General features: G+C 69.5%; 14 protein-coding genes. 11 read left to right on the plus strand and 3 right to left on the minus strand.

The window, feature by feature from the left end; all coding sequences use genetic code 11:
- The first annotated feature begins 42 nt into the window (after window positions 1-42).
- From dusB to purH, 3 genes are read left to right on the plus strand one after another with little or no spacing between them, the layout of a single operon-like run.
- The gene (gene dusB, locus ASG30_RS00760) at window positions 43-1,086 is read left to right on the plus strand and encodes a tRNA dihydrouridine synthase DusB (RefSeq protein ID WP_055891138.1); all 1,044 of its coding nucleotides are present in this window, start codon (window positions 43-45) and stop codon (window positions 1,084-1,086) included.
- Window positions 1,083-1,319, plus strand: coding sequence for a Fis family transcriptional regulator (locus ASG30_RS00765; protein ID WP_055891141.1), 237 nt, complete (start codon window positions 1,083-1,085; stop codon window positions 1,317-1,319). Before dusB ends, ASG30_RS00765 begins: the two co-directional genes overlap by 4 nt.
- Before the next feature lie 44 nt (window positions 1,320-1,363).
- On the plus strand, window positions 1,364-2,935 hold the full coding sequence (purH, locus tag ASG30_RS00770) for a bifunctional phosphoribosylaminoimidazolecarboxamide formyltransferase/IMP cyclohydrolase (protein ID WP_055891143.1): 1,572 nt from the start codon (window positions 1,364-1,366) through the stop codon (window positions 2,933-2,935).
- A gap of 31 nt (window positions 2,936-2,966) precedes the next feature.
- Here the strand turns inward: purH and hemL are convergent, their stop codons facing one another.
- Entirely contained in the window at window positions 2,967-4,271 is a 1,305-nt protein-coding gene (gene hemL, locus ASG30_RS00775) for a glutamate-1-semialdehyde 2,1-aminomutase (RefSeq protein WP_055891146.1), read from the minus strand.
- Entirely contained in the window at window positions 4,255-5,187 is a 933-nt protein-coding gene (thiD, locus tag ASG30_RS00780) for a bifunctional hydroxymethylpyrimidine kinase/phosphomethylpyrimidine kinase (protein WP_055891148.1), read from the minus strand. The genes hemL and thiD overlap by 17 nt, the downstream gene beginning before the upstream one ends.
- Window positions 5,188-5,300: 113 nt before the next feature.
- Here thiD and ASG30_RS00785 point away from each other — a divergent pair, with 113 nt between their 5' ends.
- The 6 genes from ASG30_RS00785 (at window position 5,301) to ASG30_RS00810 (ending at window position 15,171) form a co-directional block, all read left to right on the plus strand.
- Window positions 5,301-5,453 carry a rubredoxin gene (locus ASG30_RS00785; RefSeq protein WP_055891151.1) on the plus strand — a complete coding sequence of 51 codons (153 nt, stop codon included), beginning with the start codon at window positions 5,301-5,303 and terminating at the stop codon, window positions 5,451-5,453.
- 70 nt (window positions 5,454-5,523) lie between these two features.
- On the plus strand, window positions 5,524-5,916 hold the full coding sequence (locus ASG30_RS00790) for a response regulator (RefSeq protein WP_055891153.1): 393 nt from the start codon (window positions 5,524-5,526) through the stop codon (window positions 5,914-5,916).
- A 28-nt stretch (window positions 5,917-5,944) separates the two neighbouring features.
- The gene (locus ASG30_RS00795; protein ID WP_055891156.1) at window positions 5,945-6,310 is read left to right on the plus strand and encodes a response regulator transcription factor; all 366 of its coding nucleotides are present in this window, start codon (window positions 5,945-5,947) and stop codon (window positions 6,308-6,310) included.
- A gap of 19 nt (window positions 6,311-6,329) precedes the next feature.
- Window positions 6,330-6,860: a chemotaxis protein CheW gene (locus ASG30_RS00800; RefSeq protein WP_055891159.1), complete on the plus strand. Its 531-nt coding sequence runs from the start codon at window positions 6,330-6,332 to the stop codon at window positions 6,858-6,860.
- A gap of 25 nt (window positions 6,861-6,885) precedes the next feature.
- Complete coding sequence (locus tag ASG30_RS00805) at window positions 6,886-9,159, plus strand: methyl-accepting chemotaxis protein (protein ID WP_055891163.1); 2,274 nt, start codon at window positions 6,886-6,888, stop codon at window positions 9,157-9,159.
- Window positions 9,160-9,213: 54 nt separating this feature from the next.
- Window positions 9,214-15,171 (plus strand): Hpt domain-containing protein, encoded by a 5,958-nt coding sequence (locus ASG30_RS00810; RefSeq protein WP_055891165.1) that lies wholly within the window; start codon window positions 9,214-9,216, stop codon window positions 15,169-15,171.
- Between the two features lie 6 nt (window positions 15,172-15,177).
- Here ASG30_RS00810 and ASG30_RS00815 read toward each other — a convergent pair whose 3' ends face one another.
- Window positions 15,178-16,680, minus strand: a complete 1,503-nt coding sequence (locus ASG30_RS00815) for a cryptochrome/photolyase family protein (RefSeq protein WP_055891168.1) — start codon at window positions 16,678-16,680, stop codon at window positions 15,178-15,180.
- Between the two features lie 21 nt (window positions 16,681-16,701).
- On the opposite strand from ASG30_RS00815, the gene ASG30_RS00820 reads away from it, so the two are divergent.
- Both ASG30_RS00820 and ruvX read left to right on the plus strand, forming a co-directional pair.
- Window positions 16,702-17,301 carry a YqgE/AlgH family protein gene (locus ASG30_RS00820; RefSeq protein ID WP_055891170.1) on the plus strand — a complete coding sequence of 200 codons (600 nt, stop codon included), beginning with the start codon at window positions 16,702-16,704 and terminating at the stop codon, window positions 17,299-17,301.
- The gene (gene ruvX, locus ASG30_RS00825) at window positions 17,298-17,714 is read left to right on the plus strand and encodes a Holliday junction resolvase RuvX (protein ID WP_055891173.1); all 417 of its coding nucleotides are present in this window, start codon (window positions 17,298-17,300) and stop codon (window positions 17,712-17,714) included. The genes ASG30_RS00820 and ruvX overlap by 4 nt, the downstream gene beginning before the upstream one ends.
- The last annotated feature ends 24 nt before the right edge of the window (window positions 17,715-17,738 follow it).

A 17,738-nucleotide genomic window follows, 5' to 3' on the forward strand; every position in this document is an offset into this window, starting at 1 on the left:
TGCATGCCTCATTTTTCAGCAACCCGTCCCGCGTCCCCATCCATGCAGATCGGCCCCCACGTCCTGGCGAACAACCTGTTCGTCGCGCCGATGGCGGGCGTCACCGACCGGCCTTTCAGGCAGCTGTGCCGCACGCTCGGCGCCGGCTACGCGGTCAGCGAGATGGTGACTTCGCGGCGCGAGCTGTGGAACAGCCTGAAGACTTCGCGCCGCGCCAACCATGAGGGCGAGCCGGGGCCGGTGGCGGTGCAGATCGCGGGCACCGACGCGGACATGATGGCCGAGGCCGCGGCCTACAACATCGACCGCGGCGCGCAGATCATCGACATCAACATGGGCTGCCCGGCCAAGAAGGTCTGCAACAAGTGGGCCGGCTCGGCGCTGATGCAGGACGAGCCGCTGGCCCTGTCGATCGCGCAGGCGGTGGTGAACGTGGGCGAGGCGCGCGGCGTGCCGGTCACGCTCAAGATGCGCACCGGCTGGGATGCGGACCATCGCAACGCGGTGGGTCTCGCGCGCGGGTTCGAGGCTGCCGGCATCCGCATGCTGACGGTGCACGGCCGCACCCGCGAGCAGGGCTACAAGGGCCGGGCCGAGTACGACACCGTAGCCGCCGTCAAGGAAGCGGTGCGCATCCCGGTGGTCGCCAACGGCGACGTCGATTCGCCGTGGAAGGCGCGCGAGGTGCTGGCGCGCACCGGCGCCGACGCCGTGATGATCGGCCGCGCCGCCCAGGGGCGCCCGTGGATCTTCCGCGAGGTGGCGCACTTCCTGGCCACCGGCGAGCTGCTGGCGCCGCCGCTGGTGGTGGAGGTGCGGCGACTGCTGCTGGCGCACCTGGAAGACCACTATGGCCTGTACGGCGAGTACACGGGCGTGCGCAGCGCGCGCAAGCACATCGCGTGGTACGTGCGCGGCCTGCCCGGCGCAACGTCCTTTCGCGAACGCATGAATGCCATCGAGGACTGCGGCGAGCAGCTGCGCGCGGTGGCCGGGTTCTTCGACGAGCTGGCCGGTCAGGGCGACCGGATGCCGCCGGCGGCCCAGGAGGAGGACGAGGAAGAAACCTCGCGTCAGGAAGCATGAGCAAGAAACAGATCGAGGAGTGCGTGCGCAACAGCCTGGAGGGCTACTTCCGGGACCTGCGCGGCACCGAGCCCGACGGCATGTACGAGATGCTGGTCAAGGTGGTCGAGAAGCCGCTGCTGGAGGTGGTGATGGCCAAGGCCGACCAGAACCAGTCGCGCGCGGCCGAATGGCTGGGCCTGAACCGCAACACGCTGCGCAAGAAGCTGGTCGAGCACAAGCTGCTCAAGTAGATCCCCCTTTTCGTCTTCGAACGGGCCGCCGGCCCCACCACACCATGAACGCACTCCTTTCCGTCTCGGACAAGACCGGGATCGTCGACTTCGCCCGCGGGCTTCATGCGCTGGGCGTGCGCCTGGTCTCCACCGGTGGCACCGCCAAGCTGCTGGCCGCCGAAGGCCTGCCGGTCACCGAGGTGGCGCAGATCACCGGCTTTCCCGAGATGCTCGACGGCCGGGTCAAGACCCTGCATCCCATGGTGCACGGCGGCCTGCTGGCGCGCCGCGACATGCCCGAGCACATGAAGGCGCTGCAGGCGCACGGCATCGGGACGATCGACCTGCTGGTGGTCAACCTCTACCCGTTCGAGAAGACCGTGGCCACGCCGGGCTGCACGCTGGAGGACGCGATCGAGAACATCGACATCGGCGGGCCGGCCATGGTGCGCAGCGCGGCCAAGAACTGGAAGGACGTCGGCGTGCTCACCGACGCCGCGCAGTACGGTCCGGTGCTGGAGGAGCTGCGCAGCGCCGGCAAGCTGTCGGACAAGACGCGTTTCGCGCTCTGCGTGGCCGCCTTCAACCGCATCAGCGATTACGACGGCGCGATCAGCGACTACCTCTCCAGCCTGCAGGAGGACGGCACGCGCGCGCTGTTCGGCGGACAGGCCAACGGCCGCTTCGTGAAGGTGCAGGACCTGCGTTACGGCGAGAACCCGCACCAGCAGGCCGCTTTCTACCGCGACCTGTATCCGGCGCCGGGCTCCCTGGTGACCGCCAGGCAGCTGCAGGGCAAGGAGCTCTCGTACAACAACATCGCGGACGCGGACGCGGCCTGGGAGTGCGTCAAGAGCTTCACCACGCCCGCCTGCGTGATCGTCAAGCACGCCAACCCCTGCGGCGTGGCGCTCGGGAAGGACCCGCTGGAGGCGTATTCCAAGGCCTTCAAGACCGACCCGACCTCGGCCTTCGGCGGGATCATCGCGTTCAACCGTCCGCTGGACGGCGCGGCCGCGCAAGTGGTGGCCAAGCAGTTCGTCGAGGTGCTGATGGCACCCGCCTTCGCGCCCGAGGCGCTGGAGGTGTTCAAGGCCAAGGCCAACGTGCGCCTGCTGCAGATCGACCTGCCGCCCGGCGGCCAGAGCGACTGGGAGAACGGCCGCAACATGATGGACGTCAAGCGGGTCGGCTCGGGCCTGCTGATGCAGACCGCCGACAACCGCGAGTTGAAGCTCGGCGAGCTGAAGGTCGTCACGGCGAAGCAGCCGACGCCGCAGGAGCTGCAGGACCTGCTGTTCGCCTGGACCGTGGCCAAGTTCGTCAAGTCCAACGCCATCGTGTTCTGCAAGGACGGCATGACGCTGGGCGTTGGCGCCGGGCAGATGAGCCGCATCGATTCGGCTCGGATCGCCAGCATCAAGGCCGCGAACGCGGGTCTGTCATTGGCCGGCAGCGTGGTGGCGAGCGATGCGTTCTTCCCGTTCCGTGACGGGCTGGACGTGGTGGTGGATGCGGGCGCGGCCTGCGTCGCGCAGCCGGGCGGGAGCATGCGGGACGACGAGGTGATCGCCGCGGCGAACGAGCGGGGCGTGGCGATGGTGCTCACGGGGGTGCGGCACTTCCGGCATTGAGGCCGGGGGCCGGTGACGGGGTGAAGGCGGACTAGAGGGTCGCGAAAACTTCGCGCGCCGCCGCCACCGTCTCCGCGATGTCCTGATCGCTGTGCGCGGCGCTCACGAACCCCGCCTCGTACAGCGCCGGCGCGATGTACACGCCGCGGTCCAGCAGCCCGTGGAAAAGCTTGTTGAAACGCGCGCCTTCGGTCTTCATCACCTGCGCGTAGTTGTGCGGCAGCTGCGGCAGCAGGAAGAAGCCGAACATGCCGCCTTCGCTGTCGGCGCAGAACGGCACGCCCGCGGCCTTCGCGGCGCCGGCCAGGCCTTCGGTCAGCGACCGGGTCTTCGCCGCCAGCGCGTCGTAGAAGCCGGGGCGGCTGATCTCGCGCAGCGTCGCCAGGCCGCAGGCGGTGGCCACCGGGTTGCCCGAGAGCGTGCCGGCCTGGTAGACCGGGCCGAGCGGCGCCAGCTGTTCCATCGTGGCGCGCGGGCCACCGAAGGCCGCCAGCGGCATGCCGCCGCCGATCACCTTGCCCAGCACTGTGAGGTCCGGGCGGAAGCCCGGGATCTTCGAGGCGTAGTGCGCCTGCGCGCCGCCGAGTGCGACGCGAAAGCCCGTCATCACCTCGTCGAACACCAGCAGCGCGCCGTGCTGCGTGCACAGCTCGCGGCAGCGGCGCATGAAGTCCACGTCGGCCCGCACGAAGTTCATGTTGCCGGCGATCGGCTCGATCATCAGGCAGGCGAGGTCGCGGCCGTGCTGCTCGAAGGCTTGCTCCAGCTGCTGCACGTTGTTGTATTCGAGGACCAGCGTATGCTGCACCACCTCGGGCGGCACGCCCGCGCTGGTGGGATTGCCGAAGGTGGCGAGGCCGGAGCCGGCCTTGACCAGCAGGGCGTCGGCGTGGCCGTGGTAGCAGCCTTCGAACTTCACCAGCTTGCTGCGGCCGGTTGCGCCGCGCGCCAGGCGGATGGCGCTCATCGCCGCCTCGGTGCCGGAGCTGACCAGCCGGACCATCTCGAGCCCGGGCATGGCCTGCACGATGGCTTCGGCCAGTTCGATCTCGCGTTCGGTCGGTGCGCCGAACGAGAAGCCGTCCAGCACCGCGCGCTGCACCGCCTCGACCACCGCGGGGTGGCCGTGGCCCAGGATCATCGGACCCCAGGAGCCGATGTAGTCGATGTAGCGCTTGCCGGCGGCGTCCCAGAAGTAGGCCCCCTGTGCGCGCTGCACGAAGCGTGGCGTGCCGCCGACTGCGCGGAAGGCGCGCACCGGCGAGTTCACGCCGCCGGGGATCACGCGGCGGGCGCGTTCGAAGAGTTGTTCGTTGCGATCAGTGCTTGGTGTCATGGGCCGGCATGTCCAGGACCTGCAGGGCCTGGGCTTCTTCCTGCGTGAGTTCCTCGGTCTCGCCCTCGGGCTGGGCCCAGAACAGGCGGTCGGGCACCACGTTGCCCATGCCCGGACGGAAACCGGCGTCCAGGCAGCGGTCGAGATAGGAGAGCGCCTCGGTGGTGGCGGAGGCCAGGTCGCTGCCGCTGGCCACCAAGGCGGCCAGCGCGGCCGACAGCGTGTCGCCGGCGCCGGAGAACACGGCCTCGAAGCGCTCGAACTTCTCGCTGCCCAGCACCGCCTGTGGCGTGGCCAACACGTTGTCCAGGTACTGGTCGGGTAGGGGAATTCCTGTCACCAGCGTATAGGCAACTCCCATGTCGGCGGCCGCCTTGGCGATGTCGCGCGCGCCCGGGCTGCGCTCGTTGCTCCAGTCGGGCAACAGCCAGCGCCAGAGCGTGCTGTGGTTGCCCACCAGCACGGTGGTCTGCGGCAGCATCAGTTCGCGGAAAGCGTCCAGGTACAGGTCGATCTGCGACTCGTCCCACCAGGAGAGGTTGGGCATGTACGCGATCACCGGGACATCGGCGTAGTCGGAGCAGATCTCGGCCACCGCGCTGATCGCCTCGGGGCTGCCGAGGAAGCCGACCTTGAAGACCTGCGCCGGCGTGTCCTCGAGGATGGCGCGGGCCTGCTCGGTGACCGCTTCCTCGTCGAACGGGAAATGATCCAGCACTTCGGCGGTGTCCCGTGCGTAAGCGCCGGTGACGACCGGCAACGCGTGCGCGCCCACCGAAGCGATGGCGGTGACGTCGGCGGCGAGGCCGCCGGCGCCGCTCGGATCGCTGGCGTTGAACACCATCACGCACGCGGGTCCGGCGTCGTCGTTTTCTTCGGCGCCGGGCGCTGTGTGGGTGGGGTCGGGGTTTGTCATAAGCCTGAATCTTCCAGGCATCGGCACCGTGACGTTTCTCCGCAGGTGCCCTCGATACAATCGTTGCATTCTATTCGAAGGCCCTTTAAGCTGTGACTGAAGCGAAGACCTGGATGTGTCTGATCTGCGGGTGGATCTACGACGAAGCCACCGGCGCCCCCGACCACGGAATCCCACCTGGGACACCCTGGGACCAGGTTCCCATGAACTGGACCTGCCCCGAGTGCGGCGCGCGCAAGGAAGACTTCGAGATGGTTCAGATTTGAGGGGGCTTCGGAGACGGTCGCGAGATGACGACGCAGTCCCGCGGCAGTTACGAATGAGGAGCAGCGTCAAGTGAGCACGACTGGGTTCAAGGTGCTGGTGATCGACGACAGCAACACGATCCGGCGCAGTGCGGAGATCTTCCTGAAGCAGGGCGGCCACGAGGTCATGCTGGCCGAGGATGGCTTCGACGCGCTGGCCAAGGTCAACGACTACCAGCCCGACCTGATCTTCTGCGACATCCTGATGCCGCGCCTGGATGGCTACCAGACCTGCGCCATCATCAAACGCAACGCCAGGTTCGCCGGCACCCCGGTGGTGATGCTGTCCTCCAAGGATGGCGTCTTCGACAAGGCGCGCGGCCGGATGGTCGGCTCGCAGGACTACCTCACCAAGCCTTTCACCAAGGACCAGCTGCTGCAGACCGTGCAGCAGTTCGGCGCGGCCGCCCAACAGGCGCAATGAATAACTAGATAGAGAGTAGGAGCTCGCGATGGCGATCCAGAAAGTGCTCGTGGTGGACGATTCCAAGACCGAGCTGATGTTCATGACGGACCTGCTGCAGAAGAACGGCTTCGCGGTCAAGACGGCGGAGAACGCCGAGGACGCCTTCCGGCGTCTGGCCGAGGACAAGCCCGACCTGATCCTGATGGACGTGGTGATGCCCGGCCAGAACGGCTTCCAGCTCACGCGGGCCATCACGCGAGATCCGCTCTATGCCGACGTGCCCATCATCATGTGCACGAGCAAGAACCAGGAGACCGACAGGGTGTGGGGCATGCGCCAGGGCGCGCGCGACTACATCACCAAGCCGGTGGAAGCCTCCGAGCTGATGGCCAAGATCAAGGCCCTGGGCTGATCCGGCGCCGCAGCACACGATGGCCAACCGCGAAGCCCTGCGAGAACTCCAGACCCGGCTGGCCCACCGCCTCCAGGCGGCGCGCGCCGAGGGCGTGCAGGCCTCGTGGCTGGCGGTGGAAGCTGCCGGCGCCCGCTACCTCTTCCCGCTGGCCCAGTCCGGCGAGATCTTCCCCTTCGCCAGCGCGCAGTCCGTGCCCTACACGCAGCAGTGGTTCCTGGGCGTGGCCAACCTGCGCGGTGGCCTGTACGGCGTGGTGGACCTGGCCGGATTCGTCTCCGGCGGTCCGCCGGTCGCGCGCACGGACGCCGGCCGCGCCGAGTCGCGGCTGGTGGCGTTGAACGCGGCGCTGGAAGTCAACTGCGCCCTGCTGATCGATCGCCTGGCCGGCCTTCGCAACCTCGAGGCCTTCACGTCCTCCGCCGACGCGCCCGAGGGCTCGCCCGCCTGGTTCGGCAGCGGCTACACCGACGCCAACGGCGCCTACTGGCAGGAGATCAACCTGCAGGCCCTTTCCCAGCAACCCCAGTTCCTGAGCATCAGCGCTTGATGCATTCCCGGAAGGCTTAGCAACCATGTCCGTCGCCGCCCAACTGAAGAACCTGTTCGCCAAGAAGAAGTCCGCCGACGGCGAAACCACCGGAGACCTGAGCCTGGGCTCGCCGGAGGCCTCGATGGACCCGGTGATCCAGAACGAGCCCACCGCGGCGATGCCGCTGCCCGGCCCGGACAGCATCGACGATCCCGAGTCGATCAACGGCGACCAGGTGCCCGATGCCGAGCTGGTGTCGGTGCCCTTGCTGGGCCGCCGCAGCAGCGTGTCGCACCAGCGCATCCTGTTCGCGGCGCTGGCCGCCTCGCTGGCGGTGCTGGGCTCGGTGGCGGTGTACGCGGTGAACCAGGCCGACAAGGTGGCCCAGCAGGTGCGAAACACCGGCGAATCGCTCACGCAGTCGCAGCGCCTGGCCAAGTCGGTCACGCAGGCGCTGGTCGGCAGCAACCAGGCCTTCACCGAGGTGAAGGACAGCGCCAGCGTGCTGGCCCGCTCGGTGCGCGGCCTGAAGGCCGGCGACGAAGTGCTGCGCCTGGCCCCGGTGGCCACCGAGTTCCAGGGCGACGTCGACGGGATCGTGCCCCTGATGGAAAAGGCCGAGCGCAACGCCGCCGTGGTCATGGGCCAGCAGAAGATCCTGACCCAGGTGGGCGCCGCGCTGCGCACCATCAACCGCCAGTCGTCCGACCTGCTGGAAATCGCCGAGACGGTGTCCTCGCTCAAGCTGCAGCAGAACGCCTCGGCCGCCGAAATCTCCGCCGCCGGCCAGCTGGTGATGCTGACCCAGCGCATCGGCAAGTCGGCCAACGAGTTCATGACGGCCAGCGAAGGCCTGTCGCCCGAAGCCGTGTTCCTGCTGGGCAAGGACCTGAACTCCTTCAAGGAGATCGCGCAGGGCCTGCTGGAGGGCAGCCCCGAGCTGCGCCTGACCGGCTCCAAGGATGCGCAGACGCGCGAGCGCCTGGAGTCGCTGCTCAAGGTCTACGAAGAGACGCGCACGCAGGCCAGCGCCATCCTGGGCAACCTGCAGGGCCTGGTGTCCGCGCGTGAAGCGCAGGCCGGCATCATTGCCGACTCCGAGCCGCTGCGCACCGCGCTGGAAGGCCTGCAGAACAAGCTGTCGCTGCAGACCGGCCTGGGCCTGGGCGCCTTCGCCGCGCTGGCCATCGCCGCCCTGTTCGCCATCGCCTGCTCGGTCGGCCTGGCCTACGTCCAGCTGCAGGACAGCCGCAAGCGCCAGGAAGTGGCCGAAGTGCAGCGCCACGAAGCCGAACGCCAGGAGCAGGAAGCCAAGCGCGTCAACGACGCCAACCAGGCGGCCATTCTGCGGCTGATGAACGAACTGCAGACGGTGGCCGAAGGCGACCTTACGCAGGAAGCCACCGTGACCGAGGACATCACCGGCGCCATCGCCGACTCGGTGAACTACACGGTGGAAGAACTTCGCCAGCTGGTGGGCAACGTGCAGAACACGGCCACCAAGGTGGCGCAGACCACGGCCCAGGTGGAGAGCACCTCCACCGAACTGCTGGCCGCGTCCACCGAGCAGCTGCGCGAGATCCGCGAAACCGGCCAGTCGGTGCTGGACATGGCCTCGCGAATCAACCAGGTGTCCGGGCAGGCGCAGGAGTCGGCCCAGGTGGCCCGCCAGTCGCTGATGGCCGCCGAGTCGGGCCTGCATGCCGTGCAGAACGCCATCGGCGGCATGAACTCCATCCGCGACCAGATCCAGGAGACCTCCAAGCGGATCAAGCGGCTGGGCGAGTCGTCGCAGGAGATCGGGGAAATCACCGAACTGATTTCCGACATTACCGAACAGACCAACGTGCTGGCCCTGAACGCCGCCATCCAGGCCGCGTCCGCCGGTGAAGCCGGCCGCGGCTTCTCGGTGGTGGCGGAAGAAGTGCAGCGCCTGGCCGAACGCTCGGCCGACGCCACGCGCCAGATCTCGGCGCTGGTGAAGGCGATTCAGACCGACACGCAGGACGCGGTGGCCGCCATGGAGCGCTCCACGCAGGGCGTGGTGGAAGGGGCCAAGCTGTCCGACAACGCCGGCACCGCCCTCACCGAGATCGACCAGGTGTCGCGCCGCCTCGCCGAGCTGATCGAGCAGATCTCCGCCACCACCGCCAAGGAGGCCGAATCGGCCAACGTGGTGGCCGGCAACATCCAGCACATCTTCGCCGTGACCGAGCAGACCGGCGAGGGCACGCGCTCGACGGCCCAGCAGGTGCGCGAGCTGTCGCGGATGGCCGAGGAACTGCGCCAGTCGGTGTCCCGATTCAAGATCGCCTGACGCGCGTCAGCGCGAGTTTGGCCCCGCCCGTCCTGCCAGAGACAGAGTTCTCCCATGCAAGCCAACGACAACGATCTCGACCTGGCGACCAATGACCTGGGCCCGCTGGCCTGGGTGCTGGACGAGCTGCGCAAGTCGCTCGAATCGGCCTCCGCCGCGCTGCGGCGTTTCGTGCGGGACGCCGGCCTGGCGCGCGGCCAGGACATGGCCTCGGTCGACACCGGCCAATTGCGCATCGCCCGCCAGCAGCTCCACCAGGCGGTGGGTGCGCTGGAAATGGTGGGCCTGGGCGCGCCGGCGCTGATCCTGCGCGCGATGGAAGCGTCGGTGCAGAAGTTCGTCGAGCGGCCCGAGCTGTGCAGCGAACCGGCCGCCGCCAAGGTGGAGCGCGCCGGCTTCGCGCTGACCGAATACCTGGAAGGCGTGCTGCTGGGCAAGGCTGCCTCGCCGGTGGCGCTGTTCCCCCAATACAAGGATGTGCAGGAGCTGGCAGGCAGCGACCGCATCCACCCGGCCGACCTGTGGCCCTTCGACTGGCGCTGGGTCGAGGCGGAGACGCCTGCCGTCGCCCGGAAGCTGGTGTACGACCCTGCGCTGCGCTCGCGCATGGACCAGGCCGTGCTGCGCGTCGTCAAGACCACCGATCCGGCCGCGGGCAAAGAGCTGGCCGAATGCTGCCTCGGCCTGGCCGCCGGCCAGGAAGCCCGCCAGCCCCGCATCTTCTGGAAGATCGCCGCCGGTTACTTCGAGGCGCTCGCGCTCGGCCTGCTGCCGGCCGACCTGTACGTCAAGCGCGCGGCTTCGCGCGTGCTGACGCAGTACGCCACGCTGGCCAAGGGCGAGCTGGGCGTCTCCGACCGCCTGGCCCAGGACCTGTTGTTCTTCTGTGCCCAGGCCGTGCCGCCGCGGGTGGTGGACGGCCCGGTGCTGGCCGGCGTTCGCGCGTCGTACGCGCTGCAGCGCTTCACGCCGATCGATTACGGCACGCCGCACTACGGCCGCTTCGACCCGGTGCTGCTGACCCAGGCGCGCAAGCGCATCACCGCCGCCAAGGAAAGCTGGTCGGCCGCCTCGGGCGGCGACGTCACCAAGTTCAAGGTCCTCGGCGAGCAGTTCCACCTGATCGGTGAGTCGCTCACCAAGCTGCATGCCCCCAGCGCGCCGCTGGCCCAGAGCCTGGTGGCCACCGTCGACACCGTGGTGCGCTCGGCCCAGCCCCCGCGAGCCGAAGTCGCGATGGAAGTGGCCACGGCGGTGCTCTACCTCGAGGCGGCGTTCCAGGACCTCGATCCCGCCGATTCGCAGCTCGCGTTGCGCACGGCGCGCCTGGCCGAGCGGCTGGATGGCGTCCGCCAGGGCGGCCAGGCCGAGGCGCTGGAAGCCTGGATGGAGGAGCTTTACCGCCGCGTCAGCGACCGCCAGACCATGGGCAGCGTGGTCGGCGAACTGCGCGGTACGCTCGGCGAGCTGGAGAAGCTGCTGGATGCCTTCTTCCGCAGCCCGCAGGAGAAGGGGCCGCTGAAGAACGCGCCCACCCACCTGTTGCAGATGCGCGGCGTGCTGTCGGTGCTGGGCCTCGACCAGGCCGCGCACGCTGTCGCGCGGATGCGCGAGACGGTCGAGCAGATCCTGATCGGTGACTTCGACGAAGACGCGGTCCTGCGTGCCAGCACGTTCGACAAGCTGGGCAACAACCTCGGCGCGCTCGGCTTCCTGATCGACATGCTGAACTACCAGCCTGCGCTGGTGAAAAAGCTGTTCATCTTCGACGACACCCGAGGCGAGCTGCGGCCGCTCATGGGGCGAGCCGAAGCGGCCAAGCCGACCTTCGCATTGCCCACGGAGCTGCCCTCGCTGGAGATCGCGCCCGCCGTTGAGCTTGTTGCGCCCGCTGCGGCGATCGCCGTGGCCCCGCAGGTGCCGGTTGCTGTGCCGCCTGCCCCTGCAGTTGCTGGTGCCGCGCCCATGGCCCCCGCTGCCGCCGACACCGGGGCCGACGAAACGGACGACGAACTGCGCGAGATCTTCCTGGAGGAAGCGCGCGAAGTCGTGGGCAATGGCCTGGCCGCCGTCGAGGCGCTCGCCGCCCAGCCCAGCGACGTGGCCGAACTCACCACCCTGCGCCGCGCGTTCCACACGCTCAAGGGCAGCTCGCGCATGGTGGGCCTGAACGAATTCGGGGAAGCCGGCTGGGCCCTGGAGCAGGTGCTCAACACCTGGCTGGCCGACCAGAAGCCGGCGAGCGAAGACCTGCGCACCGTGTCCGCCGAAGCGCTGCGCGGCTTCGGTCGCTGGATCGAGGACATCGCCGCCGGCACCGACGCCGGCTGGAAGTCCGGCATGTTCCGCGGCCCGGCCGACGTCCTTCGCACCGAAGGCCGCGTGCTGCCATTCCCTTTCCCCGGTGCGGCCGTCGAAGCGGCGACCGCGCAGGGCGGCCTGCCCGCGCTGGAGATCGACTTCGGCGCGCCCGCCGCGGCAATCGAGCCTGCGCTGGAGTCGCTGGACCTCGCGCCGCAGGCCGCTCCGGAGGCGATCGAGCTCTCGGTGCCTTCGTTCGATTTCGACCTGACCCCTTCCGAGCCGGTGTCCGCCGAGCCGGTGGCGCTGGTGCCGGCCCAAGCCGACCCGTTGGCCGACTTCGACCTGGTGATCGCCGAAGCCGCCGCTGCACAGGACGACGCCGAAGCCTTCGGCAACACGCACGTCATCCGCGGCCAGGCCGTGGTGGCGGAAGAGATCACGCTGGACGAACTGCCGGCCGATTTCGCCGCGGAACTCGGACCTGCCGCACCGGTGGGCGACCTCGCGCCGACGACTTCGCCGGCAGAAGCAGAGATCAGCGCCGTCGACTTCGACAGCCTGAGCGCGCTGGCGCTTGCGCAAGCGCCCGAGCTCCTGCCCGAGGCGCCCGAGGCGCCCGAGGCGCCGTCGTTCGATCTGCCTGAATTCGATCTGCCGCCGACCGTCGCGACCGCAACCGCCGCGCCGGAACCGGAGCCGGAGCCCCTCGCATCCGACTCCGCTTTCGTCGACTCGCAGATGCCGGTCGACGACCAGATCAAGGTCATCGGCGGACTTCGCATCGGCATTCCGCTCTACAACGTCTACCTGAACGAGGCGGACGAGTGGTCGCGCCGGCTCTCGCAGGAACTGGCCGAGTGGGCGCTCGAGCTCAAGGAGCCGCTGTCCGATACCGCCGTCGGCCTGGCGCATGCGCTGGCGGGCAGCTCGGCCACCGTCGGCTTCCACGCGCTCTCGGACATCGCCCGCGCGCTCGAAAACTCGCTGCAGCACGCGCAGACGCTGGCCTGGGGCACGCCGCAGCACGGCCGCGCCTTCGTCGAGGCGGCCGAGGAGATCCGCCGCCTGCTGCACCAGTTCGCCGCCGGTTTCCTGAAGGAGGCCGACCCGGGCATCACCCAGTCGCTGCAGGCGCTCGAAGCGCTGCAGCTGCCCAAGCGCGCCGAGCTGCGCGACAGCGGCTCCGGTGAACTCGAGGGCATGGACTTCGCCGCGCCGGTGGAAGAGGCGCCGGCGGCGCCCCTTGCGAAGCCGGCCTCGAAGGTCGTTCACTTCCCGACCCTGCACGCCGCGGCCGCGACCGCTGCGCCCGGGGCCGCGGCCCAGGGCAGCCGCCTGTCCGGCGACGACGACATCGACGCGGTCGATGCCATCGATCCCGACCTGTTCCCGATCTTCGAGGAAGAGGCCGTCGACCTGCTGCCCAAGCTCGGCGCCGGCCTGCGCCAGTGGGCGCAGCAGGGCGTGCGCGAAGGCCGCGACGAGGTTCTGCGTGTGCTGCACACGCTCAAGGGCAGCGCCCGGCTGGCCGGCGCGCTGCGACTGGGCGAGATGGCCCACCGCATGGAGTCGGCCATCGAGGGCCTGCCGGCCGAGACGCCGGCCGCCGACCTCGAGCCGCTGTTGCAGCGGTTCGACGACCTGCAAGGCGCCTTCGACACGCTGCGCGTGCGCGCTTCGGAACCGGAAGCGGAGCCCGCACCCGCCGCGCAACCGCAGGCGCCGGTCGAGATCGCGCCGGTGGCTTTGCAACAAGCGATGCCGCAGCCTTCGGTGCAGCAGCCGGCGCCCCAACGCGCCCTCCTCGCCGCGCCGGTCACCACCACGCTGACCCCGCAGCGCGCCGCCGCCAACCAGGCCGTGCGCGTGCGCTCCCAGCTGCTCGACCGCCTGATGAACCAGGCCGGCGAGGTGATGATCACCCGTTCGCGCCTGGAGAACGAGCTGCGCAACCTGCGCGGTTCGCTCAACGACCTCACCGGCAACCTGGACCGCCTCCGCTCGCAGCTGCGCGACATCGAGCTGCAGGCCGAGACGCAGATGCAGTCGCGGCTCGCACAGGCCAAGGACTCGGCCGGCTTCGACCCGCTGGAGTTCGACCGCTTCACCCGCGTGCAGGAACTCACCCGCATGATGGCCGAGTCCGTCAACGACGTGGCCACCGTGCAGCGCAACCTGCAGCGCACGGTGGAAGCCACCGAGGACGACCTGATCGCCCAGGCGCGCCAGACGCGCGAGCTGCAGCGCGACCTGCTGCGCACGCGCATGGTGGAGTTCGAAGGCATCTCCGATCGCCTGTACCGCGTGGTGCGGCTCGCGTCCAAGGAAAGCGCCAGGCAGGTCAAGCTGGACATCACCGGCGGCTCCATCGAAATGGACCGCGGCGTGCTGGACCGCATGACGCCGGCCTTCGAGCACCTGCTGCGCAACTGTGTGGCGCACGGCATCGAAGACGTGGCCGTCCGCCAGGCGGCCGGCAAGGATGCGGCCGGCACGATCCTGATCGACGTGCGGCAGGAGGGCAACGACGTCTCGGTCGAATTCCGCGACGACGGCGCCGGCCTCAACCTCGCGCGCATTCGCGAGAAGGCACTGCAGCAAGGCCTGGTCACGCCCGACCAGCAGCTGAGCGACGCGGATGCCGCCAACCTGATCTTCACGCCCGGCTTCTCCACCGCCGCCCAGGTCACCGAGCTGGCCGGCCGCGGGATCGGGATGGACGTGGTGCGGTCCGAGGTCAACGCCCTCGGCGGCCGCATCGAGACCAGCACCCAGGCCGGCCGCGGCACCAGCTTCAGGCTGGTCCTGCCGCTGACCACCGCGGTGACGCAGGTCGTGATGATCCGCAGCGGCAACCTGAGCATCGGCGTGCCGGCCAACCTGATCGAGGTCGTGCGCCGCGCGCCGGCCAGGGAAGTCCAGCAGGCCTACAACAGCGGCGTGTTCGACTTCGGCGGCGAGCAGGTGCCGTTCTACTGGTCCGGCGCGCTGCTGCAGTCTTCGCAGCGCAGCGCCGAGCCGCAGGCCAAGACGCTGCCCGTGGTGGTGTTCCGCAGCGCGGCCCAGCGCGTGGCCGTGCACGTGGACGAGGTGCTGGGCAACCAGGAAGTGGTGGTGAAGAACCTCGGCCCGCAGCTGGCCCGACTGCCGGGCCTGGCCGGCATGACGGTGCTGGCGTCCGGTGCGGTGGTCCTGATCTACAACCCGGTGGCACTGTCGTCGGTGTACGGCGAACGCGCCCGCCGGCTCAGCGCCGACCACGCCCAGCCCGAGATGCTGGAGCAGGCCGGGCAGCCGGCCGTGCCCCAGCTGGCGCCCGCCGCGCCGCAGATCCCGCTGGTGCTGGTGGTCGACGACTCCATCACCGTGCGGCGCGTCACGCAGCGCCTGCTGCAGCGCGAGGGCTACCGCGTCGCGCTGGCGGCCGACGGCCTGCAGGCGCTGGAGCGGCTGGCCGAGGAGAAGCCCGCCGTCGTGCTGTCGGACATCGAGATGCCCCGCATGGACGGCTTCGACCTGGCCCGCAACATCCGCGCCGACGAGCGCTGGGGCCAGCTGCCGATCGTGATGATCACCTCGCGCATCGCCGAGAAGCACCGCGAGCACGCGCGCGAGCTGGGCGTCAACCACTACCTGGGCAAGCCCTACTCCGAAGAAGAGCTGCTCAGCCTGGTCAAGCACTACTGCACGGCCGCGGTCGCGGCCTGATCGCGGTCAGCCGGCGCCTTCCGCGGCGCCGGCTTTCTTCACCACCGAATAACGCCTGAGCGTCGCCTCGCGCGCCTGGGCGTGGTCGACCACCGGCAGCGGGTAGTCGCGCCCCAGCACCACGCCTGCTGCTTCCAGGTCCACCGGCCGCGCCAGCCAGGGCTCATGCAACGCGGCCGGCGGCAGGCGGCGAAGCTGCGGCAGGTAGCGCAGGATGAACCGGCCCTGCGGATCGAACTTCCGGCTCTGGCTCACCGGATTGAAGATGCGAAACCACGGCTGCGCGTCGCAACCGGAGGAACTGGCCCACTGCCAGCCGCCGTTGTTGGCGGCCAAGTCGTAGTCGTTCAGCTGCCGCGCGAAGTAGCGCTCGCCCCGGCGCCAGTCGATCCCCAGGTCCTTGCACAGGAAGCTGGCGGTGACCATGCGCAGGCGGTTGTGCATGAAGCCGGTCTGGTTCAACTGGTGCATGGCCGCATCCACCAGCGGGTAGCCGGTGCGGCCTTCGCACCAGGCCGCGAACAGGGCCTCGGCGCGCGGGCCCGTCTCCCAGGCGATGGCGTCGTACTCGCGGCGGAAGCTGCGGCCCTGGCCCTCTTCGTCGGCCACGTGCGGGAAGTTCGCCAGCACCTGGAAGTAGAAGTCGCGCCAGATGAGCTCGCTCAGCCAGGTCGCTGCGCCCGCCTGCCCGGTTTGCGCAAGCGCGTGGGCTTCCCGCGCCAGCGTGCGGATCGACACCGTGCCGAAGCGCAGGTGCACGCTGAGGCAGCTCGTTCCCGCGGTGGCCGGGAAGTCGCGTGCGACGTCGTAGCGGTCGATGCGCGGCAGGAAATCGTCCAGCAGTCGCGCCGCGCCGCGCGCGCCCGGCTGCGTGGGCAGCACCGACAGGTCGGTCGCCTCGAACCCGAAGTCGGCCAGCGCCGGAACCTCGCGCCGAAGGGGCTCGGGCCGCGCAGCGAGCGCGCCGGCATGCTTCTCGACCGGGTAAGCCTTCAGGTAGAACGGATCGACCTTGGCGAGCCAGGCCCGCTTGTAAGGCGTGAAGACGGCGTAGGGCCGGCCGGCCTGGGTCAGCAGTTCGTCGCGGTCGAAGACCGCCTGGTCCTTGCTCGTGTGCAGCGCGATGCCCATTTCGGCCAGCGCTTCCTTCACACGGGCATCGCGCGCGATCGCCCCCGGCTCGTAGTCGTGGCTCGCGAAAACCGACATCACGCCCAGCCGCTGCGCCAGCCTCGGCACCTCCTCGACAGCCCGGCCGTGGACGACGATCAGCCCGGCATCGCGACGCCCAGCGAGCCGCCGCAGTGCATCGTCCAGTTCCACCAGCGTCTCACGGATGAACTGCACGCGCCGGTCGCGCCTGGGCAGCAGATCGAGGATGCCGGTGTCGAGAACGAAGGCGCAATGCACCTGCTTGCAGCTGCGCAGTGCGTGGTAGAGCGCGGCATGGTCCTGCACCCGCAGGTCCCGCCGAAACCACACCAGTCCGGCGGGATAGGGCTTTTCCATGGTGGTCGTTAAAATTGCATCATGCCCGCCGAGCCGTCCACCATGAACCTGACGCATCACTTCCTGATCGCGATGCCGGGCCTGGAGGATGCTTCCTTCGCTCGCAGCGTGGTGTACCTGTGCGAGCACAGCGCGCGCGGCGCCCTGGGCCTCGTGATCAACAAGCCCAGCGACATCAAGCTGAAGAACCTGTTCGAGAAGGTCGATCTGCCGCTCGATCGCGACGATCTCGCGGGCGCCCCCGTCTTCCACGGCGGCCCGGTGCAGACCGAGCGGGGTTTCGTGCTGCACGAAGCCGTGCTGGCCGGCGAGGCCAAGCCCGACGAACCCGTGTACGCGTCCACCATGACCATCCCCGGCGGATTGGAGATGACGACCTCCAAGGACGTCCTGGAAGCGCTCTCCACCGGCGCCGGCCCGCGCAAGGTGCTGGTCTCGCTCGGCTACTCCGCGTGGGGCGAAGGCCAGCTCGAATCGGAACTGGCCGAGAACAGCTGGCTCACCGTGGAGGCCGATCCCCAGGTGATCTTCGATACGCCGGTCGAACAGCGCTACGACAAGGCGCTGTCGCTGCTGGGCCTCCAGGCGTGGATGCTCTCGCCGCACGCCGGGCACGCATGAGCGTGATCGAGCGGCCCGACGTCCCCCGCCACTTCACCACCTTTCTTGCTTTCGATTACGGGGCCAAGCGCACCGGCGTCGCCGTGGGCAACCGGCTGCTTCGCACCGCGACCCCGCAGGCCACCATCCGCGCGGAAGGCCGCGCGCGGCTCGACGCGGCTGCCCTGCGGGTCGGCGAGTGGCAGCCCGACGCACTGGTGGTCGGCGTGCCTTTCCACCCCGACGGCGCGCCGCACGAAAATACCGAGCGCGCCCGCCGCTTCGGCCGCCAGCTCGCCGCCCGCGTGAAGCTGGTCGTCTACGAAGTGGACGAGCGCTACAGCACCACCGAGGCGCAGTCCGGTGGCGCGGCGGACCCCGATGCCGGCGCGGCCTGCATCATCCTGGAACAGTTCTTGAGGAGTATCGAATGAGGCCCGCACGGCCGCCCGAAGGGG

This window comes from Ramlibacter sp. Leaf400 (genome assembly GCF_001424545.1).
Lineage (GTDB): Bacteria > Pseudomonadota > Gammaproteobacteria > Burkholderiales > Burkholderiaceae_C > Ramlibacter.